We start from the raw sequence: 22618 nt of genomic DNA, 5'->3' as shown, positions 1-22618 counted from the left end.
CATTACAATGCACCGGGCATATGGCTGTGCCTTTAAATGAGTGCGAATGGAAGCCTGACGTTACGGGATAATTTAAAATTTGGTTCGCCAAGTCGAACAGGTGTTGACAAGCCTTCTCATGGAAGCGTAGACTCCGATAGTAAGCTACCGCAAATGACCTGCAACAAAGAGTCTGCGGAAAAATCCGCTAACCCGGAGGGTGAGTTTTTTGATTATCGACGAAAAAACAGTCTGTTTTTTTAGCTCCACCGTATTTTCTATAAATATCAAAAGCTTAAGCCGAAAATGAAAAACTCATGAGAAATTCGGGCTAAGCAGTGGCCAAAGGAAATAAAACAAGCTCCCGCAACCCGCTATTGAGCAGGTTACGGGAGCTTGTTTTTTATACTCAGCAATGCTTACCAATCTGGCCGGCATTATTTTTATTTCAACGTCCACTCCGGATTACGCCTTTCAAAAAAAGCCTTAACTCCTTCCTTGGCATCGTCGGTGGTGCAGAGCCGTGCAAAAGCCTCATTCATTAGATCAAATTGTTTGAAATATTCCATATCCTCTGAAGAATAAAAACCCTGCTTTGCAATCTGCACGGCAATCGGACTTTTCTTAGCCAGTGTCTCTGCCCAGGCCATGGCCTCCGCTTCCAGATCTTCTTTTGGTACGATGCGATTTAAAAGACCCAAGTCCTTTGCTTCCGGTGCTTTTATTAAATCACCATACAGAAGCAGCTCCAATGCTTTTTTACGTCCCACACATCTGGCAACCGGAATAATCGGACCAACGCAGTTAAGCCCCACATTAATAGCAGTCAATCCCATCTTGGTATTTTCCGCACCAATGGCAAGATCTGCCGCAGCGACCAGACCCATACCATTTGCCGCTGCAACCCCCTGAACCTGGGCAATAACCGGTTTCTTCATTCTGGCAATGGTCATCAAAGGCTGCTCCATATGCTCGATCCAGGCTCTGTATTCCATGGCCGTCTTATTTTCAAGCTCATTGACATCGATCCCTGCACAAAAAGCCTTGCCTGCGCCTTTTATCAAAATCACTCGGACCGCGCTATCATCATCCATCCCTTTCAAGGCGCAGGCTAGTTCCCCGGCGATTACACTGTTAAAAGTATTCAGCTGATCGGGACGATTAAGAATAATTGTACCTACAAAACGATCATTTACTTCCGTGATAAGATGTGTGTACGACATACGTCACCTCCTGTGAGAGTTAAAACAACATGTTAGACAAACAAACTTTTATCACTTCAAAACGTAAACTGTGCTGGAATCATCCACTTCAAGGCTATCTCAATCACCGTCCCCTGAGGGCGGTGGAAAAAAGATGGCGCTGTGCACCAAGTGAATCTTTTAACAGCACCTTCAACATTATATTGATTTTTTCAGGACTTTGGCCTATTCAACAGGTCCATAAATTGAATATTTACAGCTAAATCAGCTCATCATTACTCTAGACTCAAAAAATAGCTACCTGAAAAATGAAAGTTATTAAAATCGGCGGCGGCTGCCTCAAGGGTATCAACACTATCCGTCAAATTTCACACCTGATGCCCATCTATGGTAAAGGTAACGCCATCGTCGTCTCTGCCCTTTACGGTGTTACCGATATATTGATTGGTGGAATTAAAAAAGCCCTTGAAGATGAAGATAAAATCCTTCCTCATCTTGAGACTATCCTCAAGCTGCACCTGTCGGTCGCCTCAATGCTTATGGATTCCGAAGAGTGTCTCCAGGGGTACAAAGCCGATCTGGCCGAGACTCTCAAACTGCTTGAACGTTATTATTTTGGTCTAAACTTCACAGGTGAACTCACCCCGAAAATGAAGGATGCCATCAGCTGCATTGGAGAACGTTTTTCAGCACAACTTTTGGCGTGGACCCTGAAATCCTATGGACAAAGCTGCGCCTACCTGCTTCCTCAACACCTCAAACTCTATACCGACGGCAAATTCGGTGACGCCACTGTCGATCTGGAAGCCACTGCCGAAGCAGTGAAAGAAACACTTATCCCCTACATGGCAGAGCATGAAATCGTTATTATCCCTGGATTTTACGGTATAAGCCAATCAGGAAACATCACCACTTTCGGCAGGGGCGGCAGCGACTACTCTGCAGCGGCCATTGCCGCTGCGATTAATGCTGAAGTTCTGGAGATATGGAAAGATGTTGATGGATTTATGACCTCTGACCCCAAACTCGTTCCTGAGGCTGCCTTTATCGACCGACTCTCCTATGAAGAATGTGCAGAACTGTCCTACTTTGGTGCGACCATCCTCCATCCACGTACAGTGGAACCGGTTCGACAAAGAAACATTGAAATCGTGATCAAGAACACCATAAACCCTGGTCGCCAGGGCTCTGTTATCTCGGATACATCAGAACAGGCTGCCAAGGTTATCAAAAGTATTACCTATACCGAGGACATCAGCACCCTCAAGGTGCACGCCTCCGGAGTAGGGTATCGCCCCGGTATTTTGAGTATAGTTGCCGGCGCTATTACAGATGCCGGGTTGAACATCAAATCGGTAGTTGCCACTCAAACCTGCATAACCTTTCTCCTTTCCAAGCAGGACCTTGAACCAGCGTACAATGCCCTGATGCAAATTAAACCGGTACCCTTTAGAATGCTCGAAAAAGAGGACCAACTGGTCCTGCTGGCTATTGTCGGCGAAGGGATCTCGTCCAGCAAAGGGGTGGCTGCCAGGTGCTTTTCTGCCATCGCCGACGTAGATATCAATGTAGAACTGATTTCCTTTGGCCCTTCCAGGGCTGCACTGTACTTTCTGCTTCACAAAGATGAGCTTCATCAAGGAATACACGCTTTGCATGCAACTTTTTTCGACACAAAAATGACAATACCAGCTGCATAGCAACGAAAAAGAAGAAACAGAGCGCATCATTTTATTGCGCCTGCAGAGGCTTACGGCTATGTTTATTCGCTATTATCTTAAAAAAAAACATGCTGATGCAGAACGAGACAATTTTGTTTCCTGTATCATTTTTGTCGCTGAGGCTACCGTGATTACGTTTAACAAAGTCAACAAATGGTTTGGGGATTTTCAAGTCCTCGAAGATATCAACCTGAAAATCGGCAAAGGTGAAGTTGTTGTTATCTGCGGCCCTTCAGGCTCAGGAAAAAGCACTCTTATCCGTTGTATCAATCGACTGGAACCCATTCAGGAAGGAGACATTGAAGTAGATGGAATGAATGTCAACAATCCTGCCACAAACATGACTCACCTCCGAGCTGAAGTCGGCTTCGTTTTTCAGCAGTTCAACCTGTATCCCCACATGACCGTGCTTGAAAATGTTACCTTGGCACCGACCATGGTAAGGAAATTGTCTGCCAATAAGGCAAGTGCTATTGCCATGGAACTGTTGGAAAAAGTGAACATCCCGGACAAGGCGGATTTTTACCCCTCTCAGTTATCCGGTGGTCAGCAGCAGCGGGTTGCCATTGCCAGAGGCCTAGCCATGCAGCCCAAGATCATGCTTTTTGATGAGCCGACCAGTGCACTCGATCCTGAGATGATCAACGAAGTGCTCGATGTTATGAAGTCCCTTGCCCAAGAAGGCATGACCATGGTCTGCGTCACTCACGAAATGGGGTTTGCCAGGGAAGTGGCAGACCGGGTTATTTTTATGGACCATGGTAAACTGGTAGAACAGAACAACCCGGAAACCTTTTTCAACAATCCACAGCACCAGCGAACCAAGGATTTCCTCAGTAAGATTCTCAGCCATTAGTTCCTACACAGCAGTACCTGCCGGCAGCATGGAGCTGGCGGCAGTAATTTATAAATCCTTTTCGGCACAAGGAGATATCAATGAAAGGTTTTAAAATCAGTGTGTTGACCGCAGTCTTGTTGTTTGCATCAGCCTGCATGGTTTTAGCAGGACCAACTTATGACCGCGTCATGAAAGACAAAGTTGTGAAAGCAGGAATCACCAACAAGGGTAAACCATTTGGTTTTATCGATGCCAACAATGAGTGGGTTGGTTTTGACATGGATGTTGCCAAGGAAATCGCAAAACGTCTCGGCGTTGAGTTTGAGCCTGTAGTGGTCAATAATAAAACCCGCATTTCTTTTGTTCAGACGAATCCTCCTAAAGTGGACATGGTCCTTTCCAATATGACCCACAAGCGTGTTCGCGATGAAAAAATCGATTTTTCCATTACCTATTTCTTTGACGGTCAAAAAATTCTGGCACCGGTAGGCACCGTGAAAGACCCTAAAGACTTGGTTGGTAAAAAAATTGGTTCCATGCAGGGTACAACTTCTATTGTCAACGCTAAAGCCTATCTCAAACGACTTGGCGACAGCAACCCCAATGTTACCGGTTATCAGAATGAAGTAGAGATGTTTGAAGCTCTGCGATCCGGTCGTGTACAAGCAATCAGCACCGACTCTACCCTGCTCATCGCCCTTGCTGCCAAGGAGCCGGGAAAATATGAACTGGTTGGCGAATTCATTTCTGATGAGCCTTACGGCGTTGGTCTCCCAGAGGATGATTCTGCGTGGCGTGATGCGATTAACTTCACAATCCAGGATATGTGGAAAGATGGGAAGTACATGGAACTGTACAACAAGTGGTTCGGCCCTGACACCGAAACACCTTTTCCTATGACCGAAAAAATTGAAATGTGGCCATAAGCTGCAGATAAACAAAACCATAGCAACCTGGACAATACACTGTAACTGTTTCACCGTACAGCATACATCCAACAAGCGTACATCCCGGAGCACACGCTCCGGGATGATTATTTAAGGCCTACCATGCTGCAGCACTATTTCGAAAAACCCTGGATACAAAACCTATCCCTAGTCATCCTCTTAGGATTGATAACGTGCTATTTTGGTTTCTTCTTTCACTTTGACTATGATTTTAACTGGGCGGTTCTTTACAGTGAAACAGAGTATGGCCATATGGGAGAGCTGCTCCTTAACGGGCTCAGACTGACCATCTCCATATCGCTTTACTCTTCTATTATCGCCTTAGTCCTGGGCACCCTTTTTGGCCTGGCAAGACTCTCTCGGTTCAAGCCTGTTTACGGATTTGCCACGGCCTATGTTGAATTTTTTCGAAATACCCCGCTGCTGGTGCAGCTCTTTTTCTGGAACTTTGCACTGCCCGCTGGTTTGCCCGAGCAGGTACGGCAAACACTTTTCAGCATGAACTTCGAATTCTGGGTCGCCACCCTTGGCCTAGGGATCTATACCAGTTCCTTTATGGCTGAAATTATCCGGGCAGGCATCCAGTCGGTCCCCAAAGGCTTGCTTGAAGCTTCCTACTCCTCGGGTATGACCTATGGTCAATCACTGAGAAAAATTATTCTTCCCTTGGCCTTCAGAGAAATCATGCCACCGCTTGGCAGCGAATTTCTCAACAACATGAAAAACTCGTCTCTGGCCATGACAGTCGGTGTTGCCGAGGTCTGCTGGTCAGCACAGGAAGTAGAAGCACTTACCTACAGCGGCTTTGAAGCAACTGCTGCCGCAACCGGCATATATTTGATCCTCTCTCTGCTCATCTCGCTGTTTCTCAATCTGGTCAACGCCAAACTCAAAATTGTCGACCAGTCCAGCAAAACCTTCATGCGCAGAATTGCCGATATATTGTTTGCCCCCTTACTTTTACTCAATGCAGCCCTGGCGCGAATCACATCTCTTTTTCGACGCCCCCCTGTAGACACCAAGACCCTCTCGCCGGCCCAAGTCGCATGGCGCAAATTTCGGCAACTAAGTTGGCTGGCCATAAAAAACGGGTCAAAATTGCTGTTCATCCTCTTCCTGATCAGCCTTCTTTATCAGGCGGGACGCGGGTTAAGTTCTTTCAACTATCAAATTATATGGGACAACCTGGCAGCACTGCTTTTCTGGCGTTTTCCCAAAGGGGGAAGCACCGAGGTCTTTATGGGTCTGGGTGGCTTGTCCATGTCCCTGATCATGGCTCTGATCTGCATCACGGCCAGTTTTTTCATTGGCCTGGTAGTCGGTATCGGCCGTTCGGCAAAAAACAAGGTTGCTCGGATTCCCTGTATCTTTTACATCGAGTTGATACGTGGTAACCCGCTTATCATGGTTATCTTTTGGGTTTACTTCTTTGTCCCGCCCATGCTGAAAATCCAACTCGACGTTTTTTGGAGTGCAGTGGTAGCAATGACTATCTTTTTCGGTGCGTATATTGCCGAGATTGTACGCGGCGGCATTGACAATATTCCTCCGGGCCAGGTGGAAGCTGCCAAATCAACAGGGCTTAGCTACCTGCAGACCATGCGCTGGATAGTACTGCCCCAGGCGCTTAAACAGATGCTGCCTGCCATTGTCGGTCTCTTTATCGCTGCCTTTAAAGACACCTCACTTGCCTATATTATAGGGGTAATGGAACTGACTACTGCAGCTTACTCCATTAACAACCGCCTCATGCTCTATCCATTTGAGATTTACACAACCATTGCGGTGCTCTATTTTATCTGCTGCTATGTACTCAGCCAATATGCAAAAAGGCTGGAACGTAAACTCAATCCTGAACGGATGCGGCTTGCCATGTGATGTTCCTCTTGCAGGACAACCCAGCTTAGGCAGTTAACTGACAAACTCAGAGGAACAAAGTGAAGAGAACTCTTCCTGAAAAACTACCTGCAGGGTGCCTGTTTTTTATCTTTCTTGGCGATAGCCTTCTTATCCATCAAGATGGTGACCAACTTACTCTTCCCAGTGAAATCCCAGAACCACTCAGGGACAAGGTAACGTATCATCGTTTTTTAAACAGCAACACGGATTTATATCCATCACTGGTGGTTGACCTCAACCAAGACACCACCCTGGTTGATGCTACATTCATCAGCCTGCGCAGCCTGTACCCTCATATCGAAAACAAACAGTTGACCCAGGCCGGAAGAGCACTCCAGATCCTGCGCTGGAACAGGAACCACCAGTATTGCAGCCGTTGCGGGCAAAAAGTAAAGGAAAGCTGTACTGAGCCGGCCAAAATCTGTAACAGTTGTGGCCTGGTCAGTTATCCACGGATTTCCCCAGCAGTGATCATGAGCATTATAGATGGCGACCGCATCCTTCTTGCTCGTAATAGACGTTTTTCTGCCGGCAAGTACAGTCCTCTGGCCGGATTTGTAGAAGCTGGGGAAACCATGGAACAGGCAGTCCGTCGTGAAATTCTTGAAGAAGTCAACCTAAAGGTGGACAACATCACCTATTTCGGCAGCCAGCCTTGGCCCTTTCCCCATTCCATGATGGTTGGCTTTACTACCCGTTATAGTGGTGGCCTGCTCCAAATAGACAACGATGAAATCGTGGATGCACAGTGGTTCACCCGAGATAGATTGCCACCAATACTCCCTCCCCAATCGAGCATTGCCCGCAAGCTTGTCGACCATTTCCTTTCCGGGCAGTGAGGCACCCAGCCCGAATTGCTCATCCGTCTTGGCGGAGCATCTCTCCCGGCGATCGCCTTGCTGACGTACACTGATAAAAAGACAATCTAGCACTCGGCTGTAACACATTCACGAAATCCATGCGGCAGCTTAACCGAGACATGGACATTGTGAAACATCTCAGTAATTCAAAACCGTCGTATTTGGAGCAAACAAAGCCGGCCATGTCACATCAGCACTTCCGACCACTACCCCGTCTAAAAGGTCTGTTGTTGTCATTCCACCAACATTTTTCATGCACATAGGACAAGCAATTACCTTTCCACCAGCCTGCATAAAAGATGCGAGCATCTCCTGAAGGGTCTGGCCACTCACATGGGTGCTGCCAGGAATGTTCCGGTTCACCAGTCTGACCCCGTCAACGTTGAGAAAAATCGTCACCGGAATTTTTTTCTGCGTTCGTACTCGAGTACTGAAGTTGATAGCCATTGCAGCTCGGTCCATTTCATTACTGGTTAAATTAACAAACAGGGATTCTTTCACCTCACCAGCAAACACGCTCCCTGCTCCAGCCACAATCAGCATCAGGACAAGAATCCATACACTCATTTTTTTAAAACGCATAATGGTTCTCCTTTTTTGTACTGTGCAAGATTTTCACACAGAAAGTCATGAGATATGTGAGGCGGTGTCTGGCCCATATAAACCACCACCTGATTCGATTTTTTACATGTGCCTGCTAGCTGGAAAACATTGGTAAACTCTTCGGTCCCTTTTTATCACCTCGAAGTGTACCTCCGATCGATTGACGGAAAGAACGTTCAAAACATAGAAAAAAGCAGCAGCATCTAACATTTCGCGCTGAACCCAGGCTTTTGCCAATGTTTCCAGTCTACACAATCAAAGTATAACTTCTTGTTATTAGGTGTGATGTAATTCGTCAACAAGTTTTCCCCTCAGCTTTAACATAATAATTTAGTGACGCCACAGCTGTGACAGGGAGTATAAAAAAAGGGATTTGAGTGGGGCATGCTTTGGAGGACAACGATTCTTTGATCGTAAAACCGTTTGCCCGAATTTATCAGTGAAAAATTCTGTCCACCGGGCAAAAAAAGGGCAAGGAGAAAAGGTGTTTTTTTGATAAACGGCCCGTTCTCCTTTCCCCTGGAAGTAGATTAGCTATTCTTTCTTTTCAAGGGCATCCAGACGCTGTTGTATAGCTGCAAGCGATTCCTGCAGCTGATCGGCTTGGGCTCTCAAAGCCTCTTGCTCATCTGCTGGTGCAACCGACTGACGACTGCCTGCAACAGGGCCGAAAAAATTCACTCCACGCCCCCAACCACGTCCGCCGCCACCGAAACCTGCACCAAATCCTCGACGGCAGGCCATACCTCTCCCAAAACCGTAGTATTGATCCGATGATGGTGCATCCGGGTTACATTTTCCCATGCCCCTACCTGTCTGTGGACCTTGTCCCATTGGGCCTGATCTGTCAAATCCTGGCATAATATCACCTCATATTTTTTTTGTACTCAAGATATCAGCGGTTACCGCGTCCCCGACCACCGCCGCTCCCACGACCTGTTTTTCTGTTGCCGCTTATTTCACCGCCTTGTCGGCGTTGCGACGAGCTCCCTTTTGGAACCCCACAATTGCCAAGTCCTCTCCCAGTTCCTGCTCCCTGACCTTGTGGCCCGGTTCCATTTCTTCTAGGCATTAGATTACCTCCTTGGTTTAACCAATTAACTAGTATTGCTTATTCCTTTCCTCTACCACCACCGCCCCCACGGCACCTACGTCGCTTCATACCCCGACCTCTAATCTCATAATTGCCGCCTTCAATTCTCAACTCTTTCCCGGTAACCAGGGCATCAGCAACGGTTGCCCTCGCCTTGGCAAGTAATCTGCCAAAAGTATGACGAGATACTCCCATCATGCTTGCGGCGCTTTCCTGGTCCAGGTGTTCAAAATCACTTAAGCGTATGGCTTCAAATTCCTCCACACTGATGAGTCCCTCCCCGGTCACTGCAATTCCTCGTGGCACAAAAGCTGCCATAACAGGGTAGGCTGATACAAATCTAGGCTTAATCGGGCGTGGCATATGTCCTCTCTGTTTTGCTCGTATGAGCATATAGTAAGTAAGTATCATTAAAATAGCAATGCGCAAAATGCTCATATGAGCAAAAAAAGTGATTAATCGCGCCAAAACAAGTGAATAATGGGGCTTGCAAGAGCAAAGCCCAGTCTTCCTTTTTACGATAAAAATAGACTTTTTCAGCAAAGTAAGTAAACAAAATCACTCCCTCAGTACACGTTGCCACCACTTACCAACTGCTTTTAATGGATATGTTTGCTTTGCCGAGAAAGCACTGGTACACTGCTTTCATTCAGCAAGATGGTTTTACCATTATATTAAGGGGTTCTCGATGCGATTTCCTTCTCTCTGTATCAAGGATACTACATCCTCCTCATTGCTTGGTTTCCTTGTTATTGTAATGGCCCTGAGTGGTTGCTCCAGTTTCAGCAAGTTATCTAAAGGTAGGGCCGAAATAGCCATGGCTTCAATAACAGACAATCCCAGCGGTGCGACCTTCCCCGGACGTTTCATCTGGCATGATCTTGTGACTCCTGACCTCAGATCTGCGGGCAGGTTCTACGAAAAACTGTTCAATTGGCAGATTGAGTATCTGGATTACTATGCAGTAGTCAGAAATAACGGAAAACGTATTGCAGGTATTCTACAAATGAAGCCTCAAAAAAGCAAAACTCCGGGGGTATGGGTACCCTCGGTTTCCGTCCCCAATGTGGACAGTGCATCTCAACTGGTACAAGCCGGTGGTGGACAAATAGTAAATGGCCCGGTTGATATGGAAAGACGAGGCAGGACAGTCCTGATCAGAGATCCTCTGGGAACAAACATGGTATTACTTAGTGCTAAAGGGGGCGATCCGGTTGAGACGGAGGTCGCGACCGGCGATTGGTTATGGGATGAGATATGGACCAACGACCCGGCAAAAACAGAAAATTTCTACATATCCATCCTGGGGTATGATGACGTTCTTTCAATTAAAGAGGACTACGATATTTTCATACAAAAAGGTAAGTGGCTCGCGGGCATACGCCATGTAGAAGGTAGTAGCGACAAATTGCTTTGGGTGCCCATTGTCCGGGTTGCTAATCCGGATGCAACCGCACAACTCACAAAGGACCTTGGCGGTTCCGTCTTGATCACACCTGACCAAGCACCGAATAAAGGTAATACCGCCTTAATTAGTGATCCCACCGGAGCCCTGTTACTGATACAAAGATGGCCCTCAAAATCACCTGCTGAAGGGGATTGATCATGGGGGATAAAACCACCTTGCTCATCACCTTTCTCTTGGCAAGCTGCATGCTTTTTTTGGCAGGCTGCAGCGGCTACTACGGTACTTCTATATCGAACACGAGGAGATATGGCGTGTATGATGGTTATCGTTATCCCTACCATAGGTATGGCTATAACAATGACATTGATGTCCATATTAATAATGCGAACGTAGAACAGAGACGACAGCGGAGACAGGACAACAAGCCTGCCCGTCAGCAAAAAGTTCAATCTGTAAGAACCAGGCGTGCGAGTATGGGACGCCCTGTAAGAACGGGCAGAGGCGGCAGGCGTTAAAATGATTTCTGCCCAAGATTTGTATCCATACAAGGCTATTCACTAACTTTTCAGGAAGACATAATGAAATACCGTACCCGCTGTTTTTTGGTTGCCCATCTACTCGCTGTGGTTTTGCTTGTCGCCGGCTGTGCCCATAATAAACTTACCGACTCCTGGATCAATGCCGAGTACCGGGGCAAACTCAAAGGACCGGTGTTTATCATGGGTGTGTTCACAAACCCGACTGCTCACAAAATTTTTGAAGACAACTTTGTCGAAGAGTTCGGTAAAATCGGCATAAAAGCGATACCAAGCTATGCGTTTAACTTTGGCACAGATCAAGTAAATAAAAAGACATTACAACAGACATTGCATACTACCGGTGCACGAGAAGTATTGATAATCCACCTGACAAACGAATCCACTTCAAGTTACCAGTTCCCTGAAAAAGATTACGCATGGGCAGGCGCAGTCAGCTGGCAAGCCGGTTATGGTTACTATTCGACTATTTATGCCGATGTATGGGCTGATGATAGAGAGATCGACAAGACTATTGATGTAATGGAGGCCACCTTGTTGGATGCAGAGAAAGGTACGCGAATCTGGTCGGCCAAAATGCACAGTGTTAACCTGAACAAATTTGTGCGTACAAATGACGAACAGCTGGAAGAACTTTTTCTCAAAGACATGGCACCGTTATTCTATAAAGTGCGTAATTAACCCATGTACTAAAAGAAACGTGATCATTATCAATTCACGACGCCCTAAAATCTCCCCTCTTCTGGATAATGAGTACGAATGCAAACAGCATAAAGATGTTATTATAGACAGCTGAAAACAAGGATAAGTTTTCCATGGAGATGACTCAAAAGCAAATGAATAATCGTAATGTTCACCACACATAACAGACTGTTATTGTAACAAAAAACCCTGAATCAATGTTTAATATTCTCGTTTTTGGTCTTACAAAAAACTATAATGACCTTGTAAAGAGCTATTCATCTCTTTCATGTAATTTTATTCATATAAACTCTGCCTCTGAATTTTATTCGACCGCCTTTTCTCGTATTTTTGACATTTGGCTCATTGATTCCGCACACCCGGAAATCCCAGAAATTGCCCTCCCCGAATTATTGGCAACCCATCCAGCCCCTCATATTTTTCTTTTCCATTCCCCCATTGAGAACCTGACACCTGAACGTGCCACGGTTTTTAAAGAAGAAGAGTTAGCTAAAAGCGCAAATTGTTTTTCTCAGCTGATGCATAATAAACGAGAACAAAATCGCAAAAAGTACCTTGCGGGTTATGTTCAAGAGCAACCCGGAGTAGAGGCAATTTTTACTAAAAGTCCACTGATGGAGAAATTACTGGATCTGGTTAAAGATATCGCTCCTACTGACTCCCCAATTTTTCTATTAGGCGAGACAGGTACAGGCAAAGAACTTGTCGCAAATATTTTCCATAATGAGTCGCGTCGCCGCTCTGGCCCTTTTATGGCCGTCAACTGCGGCGCGTTACCAGACAGCCTCTTAGAGTCTGAGCTCTTTGGGTTTGAGAAAGGCGCATTTACTGGAGCAAACAGAAGACATATCGGCAAGATAGAGCATGCTTCCGGAGGGACACTTTTTCTAGATGAAATTGAATCAATGTCTCCGGCAATGCAAGTCAGATTATTGCGTGTCTTGCAGGAAAAATCGCTGCAGAGACTGGGCGGGAACCTTGAGATCAATACTGACTTCAGAGTTATAGGAGCCACGAACACCGACCCATTCGAGCTTTTAAAAACAGGTCAACTACGTTCAGACTTATATTATCGACTCTCTGTATTTCAAATTCATATCCCGCCGTTACGTGACAGAGTCGAAGATATCCCTTTGTTGGTTCAGCATATCGTGAACAGAAAAAAGAGAAACGGTAGGGAGTACGTTAAAGGAGTGGATGAACAAGCCATGCAAATTCTCCTCTCTGTGCCCTGGTTTGGTAACATCAGAGAGCTCCAAAACGTATTAGAAAGAGCGGTGATGCTTGCCAACACTGAAATTATAACGGCTGACCTGATTCATATACCCAATCAACTATTCACTGACTCGGTAATTGACACTACGAATTTGGCTGACCACGCATTTCGTCCTGGTACATCATTAAAATCATATAAAAATTTCCTCAATCAATCTGCAGAAAGAAAATATCTTGTTGAGCTACTAGAATACACTGGTGGACGCATCGGCGAATCAGCACAGTTTGCGGGATTAACTCCAAGAGCTCTGTATAACAAAATGAAAATACACGGATTAAAGAAAGAAGACTTTAGAAAATCGGAATAAATTCAGCAGTTCGGAAATTTTTATTTATTACTCAAGATATCAATTAGTTACATTTCACCTTTTCATTTTACATCATTTTTCCGGAATTTTTCCATTCGACAACGGTCATCGTACGGCTTACGCTACTCTCCGAAAAAAAAGGAAACAACAGACACATACGAGATGCAAATGAGCTGGCATATTTTTTGATTGCCATTTTTCCATCGGGTTTCCATTTTTTAACATTTTAAGGAGATTAAAATGGGCAAGTTCAATAAACATCGCGTTGACAATTACCGATTTGGGAAATGCGAAATTTGCAGGCAAGACATTCCAATTGATTACTATTTTAGTAAAGGCGACTTGATAATGTGCTCTGAATGCGGAACAGAATACATACTCACATCAAAAAGTCCCGTGAAGCTATCTATAGCTGAAGGCAGTTACGGCCCAGACGACTACTTTGGAGATTTGATGTTTGAAGAATACTAAAAAGAGACCCCCGTTTGTTTAAAACCTAAATCCTGGAATCGGCAATTTCGGAGTCTTCACGACCTGCCGGAGATGCGAGGCACCGAAGGCACAGACGTATTAAAATAGTTCAAGCCTTCGGTAACCAAGCAGATTCGGCGAAATTGCCGATGCCTAAAGGCGTTGGAGGTGAAAAAAAAACAGATTCACCCATACAGTGAATAGAACTTCATATAAATTATCTGCCCAATATATTGTTTTTAAGGTAAAATTTATTTTTCCCCAACATTCGACGTGCAGGATTCAGTTAATACTCGAGGCTTTTTGGACGATATCACTTAGCCCGACCTCCCGGTACTTTGCGCTTACCTCGTTATGTTCAAATTTTCCCCAGAGGGTAAGCTTTTTGTATCAAGCCACCTCTTTTCAGTGGCAATCACCTGAAATAGAGCACAGGCTACGCATTCAACTCAATGAATAAAAGTGCAGGATAAAAATTATAAAAATCGGAAATTAACCTACAAATCGGAACTTTTGCATTTAAAAATAATAATAACAAAAAGTTAAGATTCACCTCCCCCTCCATGATATTTTTTTTCGGAATGCGATCGCTCTCCGTACTCTCACCACACGTTTTTCCTTTTTGCAGTACAATGCCCCTATAGCTACAACATATAGCATTTATTTGAGCTGGCACTTTTATTGCTGATAAATTTCATCATGTTTCCATTGTCCAACAAATTAAGGAGATTGAAATGGGCAGAGCTAATAAACATCAAGCAGACAATAACCGATTCGAGAAATGCGAAATTTGCTTGGAATACATTCCGATTATGTACTATCTCGCTAAAGGTGATTTGGTAGTTTGCTATGAATGTGGAACAGAATATATACTCACTTCCAAAAAGCCTGTGAAATTATCTATAGCTGAAAAGAGATACGATACAGATGATTATTTTGGTGATGTGATGTTTGAAAATCACTAAAAAGAGAAAGCTTTTTTTCTCCGACAAGATCGCAAGACAAAGGTGAGGCAACCTTTCCAGCTCTTTGCGGTTAATAAGGTAACGGCACTAAAATAGCTGCATTCTGAAGGGCAGGATTTTTTCTAAATCCTGCCCTTTTCTATTAGCTATAAATTGACTGTAATTCTGTTCTTTATCGATCTACAGAGTTAAATACTACAACCAGCCGGGATCAGAACATTCTATCAAGGTAACGACTGACGTCGAGTTTCGATAAAAGGTGATGTTGCTTAGCAAGCGAACATCATAAAAATAGATGGCGCTACCCTACATTTGTTCTCAAACTACGGCCAAGAGTCTCATTTTTGTTTAACAAATAAAGAATATAGAGCTATACATCGCTGATTTGCAATCCAAAGCGCATATGTTTTTAGCTTTTGGAAAATATTTAGTATATCGATGTTGAAAGGCTATAATTTCAGACATCGCCCCGTATCTTAAGTTGTCCTATAAAGCAAGTTAACGGGGTAACAGGAGGTATTATGGACGAATTTGTCACGCTTACATATCGTGGTAAAGAAGTAAAACTCCCCTTAGTAACTGGAAGTGAAGGGGAAAAAGCCATTGATATATCGAGGCTGCGCGCCGAGACAGGATTGATAACCCTTGATCCTGGGTATGCCAACACCGGCAGTTGCCTGAGTGCAATCACCTTCATGGATGGAGAAAAAGGCATCCTGCGCTACAGAGGGATCCCGGTAGAACAACTGGCTGAAAAGGCATCCTTCAAAGAGACCGCCTACCTGCTCATCAATGGCAGGCTGCCCAATCGGGATGAACTGACCCAATTATCGGTAAGGCTTAACGACCACAGTCTGGTCCATACCGATTTAAAGGCTTTTTATCAAAATTTCCCAAGAGCGTCTCACCCTATGGGTATCCTCTCTTCCATGGTTAATGCTATGAAAAGCTTTTACCCGGAGCTTGATACGCTGGAAGAGGAAATCAACATCACGGTGACCAGGTTATTGGCAAAAGTACGCACAATGGCGGCCATGTCGTATAAAATTTCCAGAGGTCATGAAATAGTATTACCAAGACCGGACCTGACCTATTGCGAAAATTTTCTCAACATGATGTTTGACACCCCGGTAACCCCTTACGAAATTAAACGGGAGGCAGTTAATGCGCTCAGGGTGTTCTGGATTCTTCATGCCGACCACGAGCAGAATTGTTCAACCTCCTCCGTTCGCATGGTAGGTAGCGCAAGGGTAAACCTGTATACCGCCATTTCTACAGGCATTGCAGCCCTTTGGGGGCCGCTGCATGGGGGTGCCAACCAGGCGGTCATCGAAATGCTTGATAATATTCACAACAATGGCGGTGATTGCACAAAAATAATACAGCGGGCCAAAGATAAAAACGATCCTTTTCGACTTATGGGTTTTGGTCACCGGGTGTACAAAACGTATGACCCCCGCGCAAAAATCATGAAAAAAATGTGTGATAACTTGCTGGCAGCAATCCAAATCACTGACCCGCTGCTGGATACAGCTAAAGAACTTGAGGAGATGACCTTAAAAGATCCTTACTTTATCGACCATAACCTCTATCCAAACATTGATTTTTACAGCGGAATTATTTTACGGGCGATTGGCATCCCCACCAATATGTTCACAGTGATGTTTGCCATAGGCCGACTGCCAGGCTGGATTGCCCAATGGAAAGAGAGTATGGATGATCCTAACTGGAAGATAAGCCGCCCTCGCCAGATCTATACAGGTCACCAGCAATATGACTATGTCCCTATTCACGCCCGGTAGCGGGCTGCAGTTCCCGAGCTTATCTGAATCCATAGTGTGACTTCCGCTCACCGGGCTCAATGAGATAATCACAAAGGGGGAGCCAACCTCCCCCTTGTCTGACCAATCATCTCAACAACATTTTAATCAACCTGACTTTTTTTTTGCACCTTTTGGTTAACGGAAATAGAGAAGCCAAAGGGAACGTCTCATTTTGAAGAACCAGCCGACCTTTTCAGTTCTTTTCAATTGCATTTCATGTCTCATATCGATACGGTAATTTAAAATCATTACTAGCCCGATTTCAAAAAAACATTTTATGAGTACCAAAAAACTGGTCCTGATATTACTGACTGTCCTCTTTTGCTTCCGGCACCCAACAACCAACGCAGAACAACAACCGTTACGAATCGCCTACCCCACCTTTACGCCTTTTCACTGGATTGATGAATCTGGTGAAATGAAAGGTATTTTTTATGATATTATCACCGAAGCGCTTCAAAAAAGGATGGGGATTCCTCTCGTCTGGAGACCGTTCCCATGGGCTCGTTGCCAGCAACACCTGAAAAACGGTAGAGTTGATGCCATACTAACTTTCCCCACTCCTGAACGACTGTTCTATGCCCGTTCCAGCAAGAGACCTTTTTACTCCAAATCACAGCATCTCTTCACTTACAACAACCATCCACGCATCGATCAAGTCAAGCAGATCAATGAAATTATTGAAATTAAAGCCATGGAGCTTGCTGTTATCACCTATAGCGGCAATGGATGGCACAAGACCAATGTCCAGTCACTAGGTATCAAGACTTACGAAAGCAGTAACCTGGAAAATGTTTGGCAGATGCTGGCTCATAAACGTGGTGATGTGGTTATCGAATGGCCTCCTGCGGCAAAACCGACCTTAAAGCGACTTGGGCTGGAAAAAGAAATTCTGGATACAGGAATAAACTTATCGACCATTCCATTCCACCTCCTGATAAACAAAAAAAGCACCCACTTGAGTCTATTAGAAGAATTCGACACGGTTATCGACCAAATGCAACAGGATGGTACAATATCTTCGATTGTGGACCGTTACTGACAGCACCAAGCACAATGGCCTTCTCGCTTCTTGGCAAGCTGCCCAACATTAAAGCCGTTATCAGGAATTGCTCATGCACTTTTTATTTCAAACTCAATTAATTGATATTATTACTTAAAGAGGAATCGTACAATTAACCGTCTGTTTTTCGTTTTCAATCAAAAAGTGCATGATACATTCGGGTTACAATCTTTTGAGAAACAGCTCTTTTTCCCTATTTTTCCCCGTTGTCAACCCCAGCCTACTAACCAAACAGTGCATCAGTGAAAACTGTTAGGATCAGCCACCACCCAGTATCTGGGATCATCGACTTTTTCCTGAATTATAGTTTTGTATTTCCGATCAGACTTATTGAGCAGCTTTTTACAATCTGAGCTCAAATGTTTGAGTGTAACTTTCTTGCCTTCTTTTTCATATTTTTCCACCACCCCTGAAATTGCTTCAATTCCTGAAAAGTCTGATACACGGGACTCTATAAAATCAATTTCCACAGTATCCGGGTCCCCTTTCACATCAAACTTGGAAACAAACATCTGGGTAGAGCCAAAAAACAAAGGTCCCCAGATTTCATACACCTTGGTACCGTCTTGTTTAAACTTTTTTCGCGCCCGAATCCTCAGTGCATTTTCCCAGGAGAAAACCAGTGCCGACATAATAATGCCTATGAATACAGCCACAGCCAAGTCATAAGCTACAGTGAGGCCGGAGACCATGATGAGAACCAGAGCATCGGCCTTGGGAATCTTGTAAATGATTCGAAAACAGGACCATGCAAAGGTGCCTATAACCACCATAAACATGATACCGGTAAGGGCTGCAATGGGTACCATCTCAATATAGCTTGCACCAAAAAGAATAAAACAAAGCAAGGCAACTGCAGCAGTAGCACCGGATAAACGGCCTCGACCGCCTGAGTTAACGTTAATTATGGACTGACCAATCATCGCACATCCACCCATCCCTCCAAAAAGAGCGGTAACGATGTTTGCAGTCCCTTGGGCTACGCATTCCCGATTGCTGTTTCCACGGGTTTCGGTGATTTCGTCCAGTAAATTTAAGGTGAGCAAGGACTCTATGATACCTATACCGGCCAGGATAAAGGCATATGGCAGAATAAAGGTCAATGTTTCCAAGTTCCAGGGAATGATGGTAAATATCTGTGTTTGCAGCACGGGAAGCCCGCCCTTAAGTCCGTCTCCACCACCATCCCGGATAAATGATCCCACCGTGGCTACGTCAAGATCAAACCCCAGAGTAAGAGCGGTTATTACCAAAATAGCCGTAAGAGCTGCTGGTATTTTTTGGGTAATCTTCGGCAAAACGAGCATAATTGCCATGGTCGCGAGCACCAGCCCTGCCATAATGAGAAGATCATCTCCCTGCAGCCAATGAGCAATGCCTTTATCCACGCTCTTAAACATATTCAATTGGGACAAAAATATAACAATAGCCAGCCCGTTGACAAAACCGAGCATTACCGGATGGGGGACAAGGCGGATAAATTTGCCAAGTTTGAGTGCTCCCATCAATGCTTGAATCACCCCCATGATGAGCACTGTAGCAAAAAGATACTGCAGTCCCATATCCATCACAGGTTCTGTCATCGCCAGCCCCATAGCATTTCCTTCTTTTACCAGCGACACCATGACCACGGCAAGTGCTCCAGTGGCTCCGGAAATCATCCCCGGCCGCCCGCCGAACAAAGAAGTGACAAGACCGACCATAAAGGCTGCATAGAGTCCGACTAAAGGATCAACTCCCGCTACAAAGGAAAATGCTACAGCTTCAGGCACAAGTGCCAGAGCAACGGTAAGTCCTGAGGTAATTTCGTTTTTCATATTTTTTGAACTTTTTCTTATCAGTGCAACCATAAATCTCGCTATATACTTGAGGTGAAAATAAAAATGGGCACAGCCCTCCAACGGAGGTCTATGCCCATGGTAGAAATACGTATAATCTTTTTTAAAAGGACGGCCACCCTATATGTTCTATAGGCAAATAGCAAGGGAAATCCGGGAGAGGTCCAGCAGATGAGAGACAACCAACCCCATGCTGCCACCGAACGACAAAATCGACCACATTAAGCAAGAAGACTTCTTACTCATCCAAAAAAAACTTGTTTTAATTTTTTTCTTAACAGATAATTTTTAAAAAGCGGGCTTACTCAGAAGCTTGGCGTTGCAAGTATGCCGGATGTCCAGCTTGCCTTTTTACCAGAATTCGATCAGCTCAGACGCTGCACAAAGTACGCTGTGTTTCAAGGCTTGGCAATACCGAGGCAAAGCGGCTTACGTATCTTCTACACGATACAACTGGCTAACATTCCATAACGATTTAAAGGATATCTTGAAAATGTGCTTTCCCCTCCAATCCCTGCGTTATGTTTTTTTCCTCGGAGGGAAGCGAAGACTCCGCTGTCAATTATATGCCTGTGGTAAAATTTCTCCATGCCACGGTGTCATGAGTTATCCGACCTTGATCAAAAAATATTTTTTTTCGAGGTACCCTAAAATCATACGCTCTAATGCGCAGAGGTTACTCCGTACAACATGACCTGTAAGATACCCTCACTAAACATTATCGACCTGCCGACAACCAGCTCTGCGGCTACTTCATTCATTCAACAGGTACAAGCGCTGGAGCTGAGTGCCGGTCTGGAGGCAAAATGTTTTGCAGCTGAAAGTGTGCTGAATGCAGACGATATAGCGGGGAGACATCTCTATCTTTCCAAAAATGATGAAGGCGAGCTGGCAACAGAAGTCCTGCTCCAGAGACACCGATTTACTCAACTGGTTGCCCAACATTGCCTGTTTCGCCAAGCAGCACTGACGATTATTCAAAATATTTATCTTAGCAAAGACAGAAAAATATTTTTCGCACGCGCCGACCGCACTTCCGAAGCAGAACGGCAGGAAGCATTACAGTTGTTCAGCCAACCAACCATGAGTGCATCCATTCCTTTGGCTAAAACCTTCCAACACCTGGTACTGGCAAGGGTATGGGCCAGGATCATCTATAAAGCCGACCCCAGCTTCACCCACAGGCCAGAATTTCGACAACTGCAAGCAGTGATCGAGCGCCTGAATACTTTGCGAAATATTTATATGCTCCTGACAACCGGACTTGTCAGAAAAATAACTTCACAAATCAGCAATACCTACAAACAATCCATTACAGCTGAAGACGCCCACCAAATCGGAAGCTTTGGCGTTGCAAGAGCTGCATACAGATACCATCCTTCCATGGGGAGCAGATTTTCGACCTATGCATCGTTTTGGATATTACGTGAGGTTCAACTCCAGTCGCTAAATGGGAGATTGATCCGGGTGCCGGCAACCATCATTGAGGAAATTTCCAGGTCTGCCAGAAAAGGAGACACGGTTGCAGAAAATGCAGCCGTAACTACCTTGATGAATTCAACAGTTATCCTTGGGGAAAAAGAAGAACCGCAACACGAATATTCCTACCGGCAAGATCCAGCAAAACATGTCGAGCAACTGGAAATGCACAGCAAACTTTTAGAGGCTGTTGATAGTGTTCTGCCTGCCAAAAGCGCCGACATAGTGAAAAGAAAATATGGTCTGGGAGAGTATGAGGGGCGTGCCCAATCAATGGTGGAGATCAGCCGTATTTATGGCGTAACCCGAGGGAGTGTATACCAACTTGAAAAAAAGGCACTGCTGAAATTACACAAACATTTGCATGTCTCGCTTAATCTGTAGCAACCGGTTCTTTTGCCGGCCACCGGCTCTCTTTTCATTTATCTGGCCTGTATTTCACCTGCACCCCTTTCAGGAAATTACGTAGAATTTGGTCCTTACATTCACGGTAATTTTTATGCCCCGGCTTACGAAACAATGCACTTAATTCATGTTTGCTTATCCGTATATAGGCAAGCTCCATAATCTCTAAAATATCTTCATTTTTAAGACTCAGTGCAATTTTCAATTTCACCAAAACGATATTATTTGTGAGGCGTTTCTCCACCTGGGGCTGGACGCCTTCTTTTTTACCACGCATCTCAACAATCAATCCATTAAGAAACATAGCCAACTTGGTGTCGCTACAATTTCGGTAAGCTGGATCATCTTCTTGTTTGAGCCAGTCGCTTATCTGCCCGCGCGTTACCTCCGCTCCACCTAAACCAAAGATGGCAATCATTTTCGAATCGTTACAATTAAAGGTATAACGAAGACTTCGCAAAACAAAATTATTGGTCACAAGAATCTCCTTGTATTATTTTCTCTGATTATATCTTGGTCGCAGATGTCTCAAGTATCAATCCATATAAAAAACGTGATACAATCACGTAAAAAAGCAGCGAGTAAAAGACGATCGTCCACAGCGACCAAGGGTTTTTCATGGGGTAACCTAGACTTCTGTTAAGGCACTCTGTAATCTGGGATTGCAAAACGCTGTAGCAGCTAAACGATTCCCCGTCTTCATTACAGACAATGGCAATCAATAACAGCAATATTTAGCAAAACAGTGTAAAGTACAGGAGTTTTATGAGCAGGAGGGGCTGAAAAGAATAACTGGACGACTTACCCTGCATCCACAACGTGATGGTAAGGTTAATCGAAAGGAAAAAACTGGAGCGGGAAACGAGATTCGAACTCGCGACTTCAACCTTGGCAAGGTTACACTCTACCACTGAGTTATTCCCGCTCAGCAATTTGTGTTCGGCAGACGGCGGGGAAGATACCCCCTCTTCCGGGCTGTGTCAATTAATTTTCTTCATTCAGAGAGCATAATCATTCGTATCAAGCCCGTTTTCTTAGCGTTCAGCTTTCACCACAAGTTCAAAAACGATCTTTATACAACATGTATACAACACCACTTCAAAGACATACAGAGAATCCGCAGCGACTGTATAATCTTTAAACAAATTTTACTTTTTTTTATTCCCCTCGCCTGACAGGTTAAAATCGCGGTCTTTTTTTATT

Annotated in this window: 20 protein-coding genes and 1 tRNA gene; 13 read left to right on the top strand and 8 right to left on the bottom strand. The window is 44.8% G+C overall.

The window, feature by feature from the left end; translation table 11 throughout:
- Positions 1–422: 422 nt before the first annotated feature.
- Positions 423–1202, bottom strand: a complete 780-nt coding sequence (locus JWH17_RS11175) for an enoyl-CoA hydratase/isomerase family protein (RefSeq protein ID WP_205222701.1) — start codon at positions 1200–1202, stop codon at positions 423–425.
- A gap of 287 nt (positions 1203–1489) precedes the next feature.
- On the opposite strand from JWH17_RS11175, the gene JWH17_RS11170 reads away from it, so the two are divergent.
- From JWH17_RS11170 to nudC, 5 genes are all read left to right on the top strand, one after another.
- Positions 1490–2881: an aspartate kinase gene (locus JWH17_RS11170; RefSeq protein ID WP_205222700.1), complete on the top strand. Its 1392-nt coding sequence runs from the start codon at positions 1490–1492 to the stop codon at positions 2879–2881.
- Between the two features lie 148 nt (positions 2882–3029).
- The gene (locus JWH17_RS11165) at positions 3030–3758 is read left to right on the top strand and encodes an amino acid ABC transporter ATP-binding protein (protein WP_319550231.1); all 729 of its coding nucleotides are present in this window, start codon (positions 3030–3032) and stop codon (positions 3756–3758) included.
- An 80-nt stretch (positions 3759–3838) separates the two neighbouring features.
- Positions 3839–4666, top strand: a complete 828-nt coding sequence (locus JWH17_RS11160; protein ID WP_205222698.1) for an ABC transporter substrate-binding protein — start codon at positions 3839–3841, stop codon at positions 4664–4666.
- Positions 4667–4789: 123 nt separating this feature from the next.
- The gene (locus tag JWH17_RS11155; protein WP_205222697.1) at positions 4790–6565 is read left to right on the top strand and encodes an amino acid ABC transporter permease; all 1776 of its coding nucleotides are present in this window, start codon (positions 4790–4792) and stop codon (positions 6563–6565) included.
- Positions 6566–6624: 59 nt separating this feature from the next.
- Positions 6625–7425, top strand: a complete 801-nt coding sequence (gene nudC, locus JWH17_RS11150; protein WP_205222696.1) for an NAD(+) diphosphatase — start codon at positions 6625–6627, stop codon at positions 7423–7425.
- Between the two features lie 159 nt (positions 7426–7584).
- On the opposite strand, the gene JWH17_RS11145 is transcribed toward nudC, so the two are convergent.
- The 4 genes from JWH17_RS11145 to JWH17_RS11130 all read right to left on the bottom strand — a co-directional run bounded on the left by JWH17_RS11145 (position 7585) and on the right by JWH17_RS11130 (position 9505).
- Positions 7585–8028 carry a DsrE family protein gene (locus JWH17_RS11145; RefSeq protein WP_205222695.1) on the bottom strand — a complete coding sequence of 148 codons (444 nt, stop codon included), beginning with the start codon at positions 8026–8028 and terminating at the stop codon, positions 7585–7587.
- 555 nt (positions 8029–8583) lie between these two features.
- Positions 8584–8910: a DUF5320 domain-containing protein gene (locus JWH17_RS11140; protein ID WP_205222694.1), complete on the bottom strand. Its 327-nt coding sequence runs from the start codon at positions 8908–8910 to the stop codon at positions 8584–8586.
- Between the two features lie 34 nt (positions 8911–8944).
- Positions 8945–9121 carry a DUF5320 domain-containing protein gene (locus tag JWH17_RS11135; protein ID WP_205222693.1) on the bottom strand — a complete coding sequence of 59 codons (177 nt, stop codon included), beginning with the start codon at positions 9119–9121 and terminating at the stop codon, positions 8945–8947.
- Between the two features lie 39 nt (positions 9122–9160).
- Positions 9161–9505 (bottom strand): DUF134 domain-containing protein, encoded by a 345-nt coding sequence (locus JWH17_RS11130; RefSeq protein ID WP_205222692.1) that lies wholly within the window; start codon positions 9503–9505, stop codon positions 9161–9163.
- Positions 9506–9830: 325 nt separating this feature from the next.
- Between JWH17_RS11130 and JWH17_RS11125 the strand changes: the two genes are divergently transcribed.
- The 7 genes from JWH17_RS11125 to JWH17_RS11095 all read left to right on the top strand — a co-directional run bounded on the left by JWH17_RS11125 (position 9831) and on the right by JWH17_RS11095 (position 17672).
- Positions 9831–10745 carry a VOC family protein gene (locus JWH17_RS11125; protein ID WP_205222691.1) on the top strand — a complete coding sequence of 305 codons (915 nt, stop codon included), beginning with the start codon at positions 9831–9833 and terminating at the stop codon, positions 10743–10745.
- A 2-nt stretch (positions 10746–10747) separates the two neighbouring features.
- Entirely contained in the window at positions 10748–11065 is a 318-nt protein-coding gene (locus JWH17_RS11120) for a hypothetical protein (protein WP_205222690.1), read from the top strand.
- A 63-nt stretch (positions 11066–11128) separates the two neighbouring features.
- Complete coding sequence (locus JWH17_RS11115) at positions 11129–11767, top strand: hypothetical protein (protein ID WP_205222689.1); 639 nt, start codon at positions 11129–11131, stop codon at positions 11765–11767.
- Positions 11768–11985: 218 nt separating this feature from the next.
- Positions 11986–13371: a sigma-54 interaction domain-containing protein gene (locus tag JWH17_RS11110; protein ID WP_205222688.1), complete on the top strand. Its 1386-nt coding sequence runs from the start codon at positions 11986–11988 to the stop codon at positions 13369–13371.
- 1205 nt (positions 13372–14576) lie between these two features.
- Positions 14577–14807, top strand: coding sequence for a hypothetical protein (locus JWH17_RS11105; protein ID WP_205222687.1), 231 nt, complete (start codon positions 14577–14579; stop codon positions 14805–14807).
- Positions 14808–15328: 521 nt separating this feature from the next.
- The gene (locus JWH17_RS11100) at positions 15329–16609 is read left to right on the top strand and encodes a citrate synthase (RefSeq protein ID WP_205222686.1); all 1281 of its coding nucleotides are present in this window, start codon (positions 15329–15331) and stop codon (positions 16607–16609) included.
- 298 nt (positions 16610–16907) lie between these two features.
- Positions 16908–17672, top strand: a complete 765-nt coding sequence (locus JWH17_RS11095; protein ID WP_205222685.1) for a substrate-binding periplasmic protein — start codon at positions 16908–16910, stop codon at positions 17670–17672.
- A gap of 260 nt (positions 17673–17932) precedes the next feature.
- Here the strand turns inward: JWH17_RS11095 and JWH17_RS11090 are convergent, their stop codons facing one another.
- Complete coding sequence (locus JWH17_RS11090; protein ID WP_205222684.1) at positions 17933–19543, bottom strand: SulP family inorganic anion transporter; 1611 nt, start codon at positions 19541–19543, stop codon at positions 17933–17935.
- A 678-nt stretch (positions 19544–20221) separates the two neighbouring features.
- Between JWH17_RS11090 and JWH17_RS11085 the strand changes: the two genes are divergently transcribed.
- Positions 20222–21394, top strand: coding sequence for a sigma-70 family RNA polymerase sigma factor (locus tag JWH17_RS11085; protein ID WP_205222683.1), 1173 nt, complete (start codon positions 20222–20224; stop codon positions 21392–21394).
- Positions 21395–21428: 34 nt separating this feature from the next.
- On the opposite strand, the gene JWH17_RS11080 is transcribed toward JWH17_RS11085, so the two are convergent.
- Both JWH17_RS11080 and JWH17_RS11075 read right to left on the bottom strand, forming a co-directional pair.
- A complete protein-coding gene (locus JWH17_RS11080) occupies positions 21429–21893 on the bottom strand; it encodes a YehS family protein (RefSeq protein WP_205222682.1) in 465 nt (154 codons plus the stop codon).
- Positions 21894–22265: 372 nt separating this feature from the next.
- Positions 22266–22340: transfer RNA gene (locus JWH17_RS11075), tRNA-Gly, on the bottom strand.
- Positions 22341–22618 lie beyond the last annotated feature (278 nt).

This window comes from Desulfogranum marinum (assembly GCF_016918565.1).
GTDB lineage: Bacteria > Desulfobacterota > Desulfobulbia > Desulfobulbales > Desulfobulbaceae > Desulfogranum > Desulfogranum marinum.
Note: the sequence above shows the minus strand (reverse complement) of the source record. Positions and strands in the feature narration are given on the sequence as shown.

Coding starts and splice junctions, on each gene's coding strand:
- JWH17_RS11130 (WP_205222692.1), bottom strand. CDS start 9,505: ATGCCACGCCCGATTAAGCCTAGATTTGTATCAGCCTACCCTGTTATG.
- JWH17_RS11175 (WP_205222701.1), bottom strand. CDS start 1,202: ATGTCGTACACACATCTTATCACGGAAGTAAATGATCGTTTTGTAGGT.
- JWH17_RS11140 (WP_205222694.1), bottom strand. CDS start 8,910: ATGCCAGGATTTGACAGATCAGGCCCAATGGGACAAGGTCCACAGACA.
- JWH17_RS11160 (WP_205222698.1), top strand. CDS start 3,839: ATGAAAGGTTTTAAAATCAGTGTGTTGACCGCAGTCTTGTTGTTTGCA.
- JWH17_RS11085 (WP_205222683.1), top strand. CDS start 20,222: ATGACCTGTAAGATACCCTCACTAAACATTATCGACCTGCCGACAACC.
- JWH17_RS11155 (WP_205222697.1), top strand. CDS start 4,790: ATGCTGCAGCACTATTTCGAAAAACCCTGGATACAAAACCTATCCCTA.
- JWH17_RS11110 (WP_205222688.1), top strand. CDS start 11,986: ATGTTTAATATTCTCGTTTTTGGTCTTACAAAAAACTATAATGACCTT.
- JWH17_RS11090 (WP_205222684.1), bottom strand. CDS start 19,543: ATGGTTGCACTGATAAGAAAAAGTTCAAAAAATATGAAAAACGAAATT.
- JWH17_RS11125 (WP_205222691.1), top strand. CDS start 9,831: ATGCGATTTCCTTCTCTCTGTATCAAGGATACTACATCCTCCTCATTG.
- JWH17_RS11105 (WP_205222687.1), top strand. CDS start 14,577: ATGGGCAGAGCTAATAAACATCAAGCAGACAATAACCGATTCGAGAAA.
- JWH17_RS11100 (WP_205222686.1), top strand. CDS start 15,329: ATGGACGAATTTGTCACGCTTACATATCGTGGTAAAGAAGTAAAACTC.
- JWH17_RS11095 (WP_205222685.1), top strand. CDS start 16,908: ATGAGTACCAAAAAACTGGTCCTGATATTACTGACTGTCCTCTTTTGC.
- JWH17_RS11135 (WP_205222693.1), bottom strand. CDS start 9,121: ATGCCTAGAAGAAATGGAACCGGGCCACAAGGTCAGGGAGCAGGAACT.
- JWH17_RS11170 (WP_205222700.1), top strand. CDS start 1,490: ATGAAAGTTATTAAAATCGGCGGCGGCTGCCTCAAGGGTATCAACACT.
- JWH17_RS11145 (WP_205222695.1), bottom strand. CDS start 8,028: ATGCGTTTTAAAAAAATGAGTGTATGGATTCTTGTCCTGATGCTGATT.
- JWH17_RS11120 (WP_205222690.1), top strand. CDS start 10,748: ATGGGGGATAAAACCACCTTGCTCATCACCTTTCTCTTGGCAAGCTGC.
- JWH17_RS11115 (WP_205222689.1), top strand. CDS start 11,129: ATGAAATACCGTACCCGCTGTTTTTTGGTTGCCCATCTACTCGCTGTG.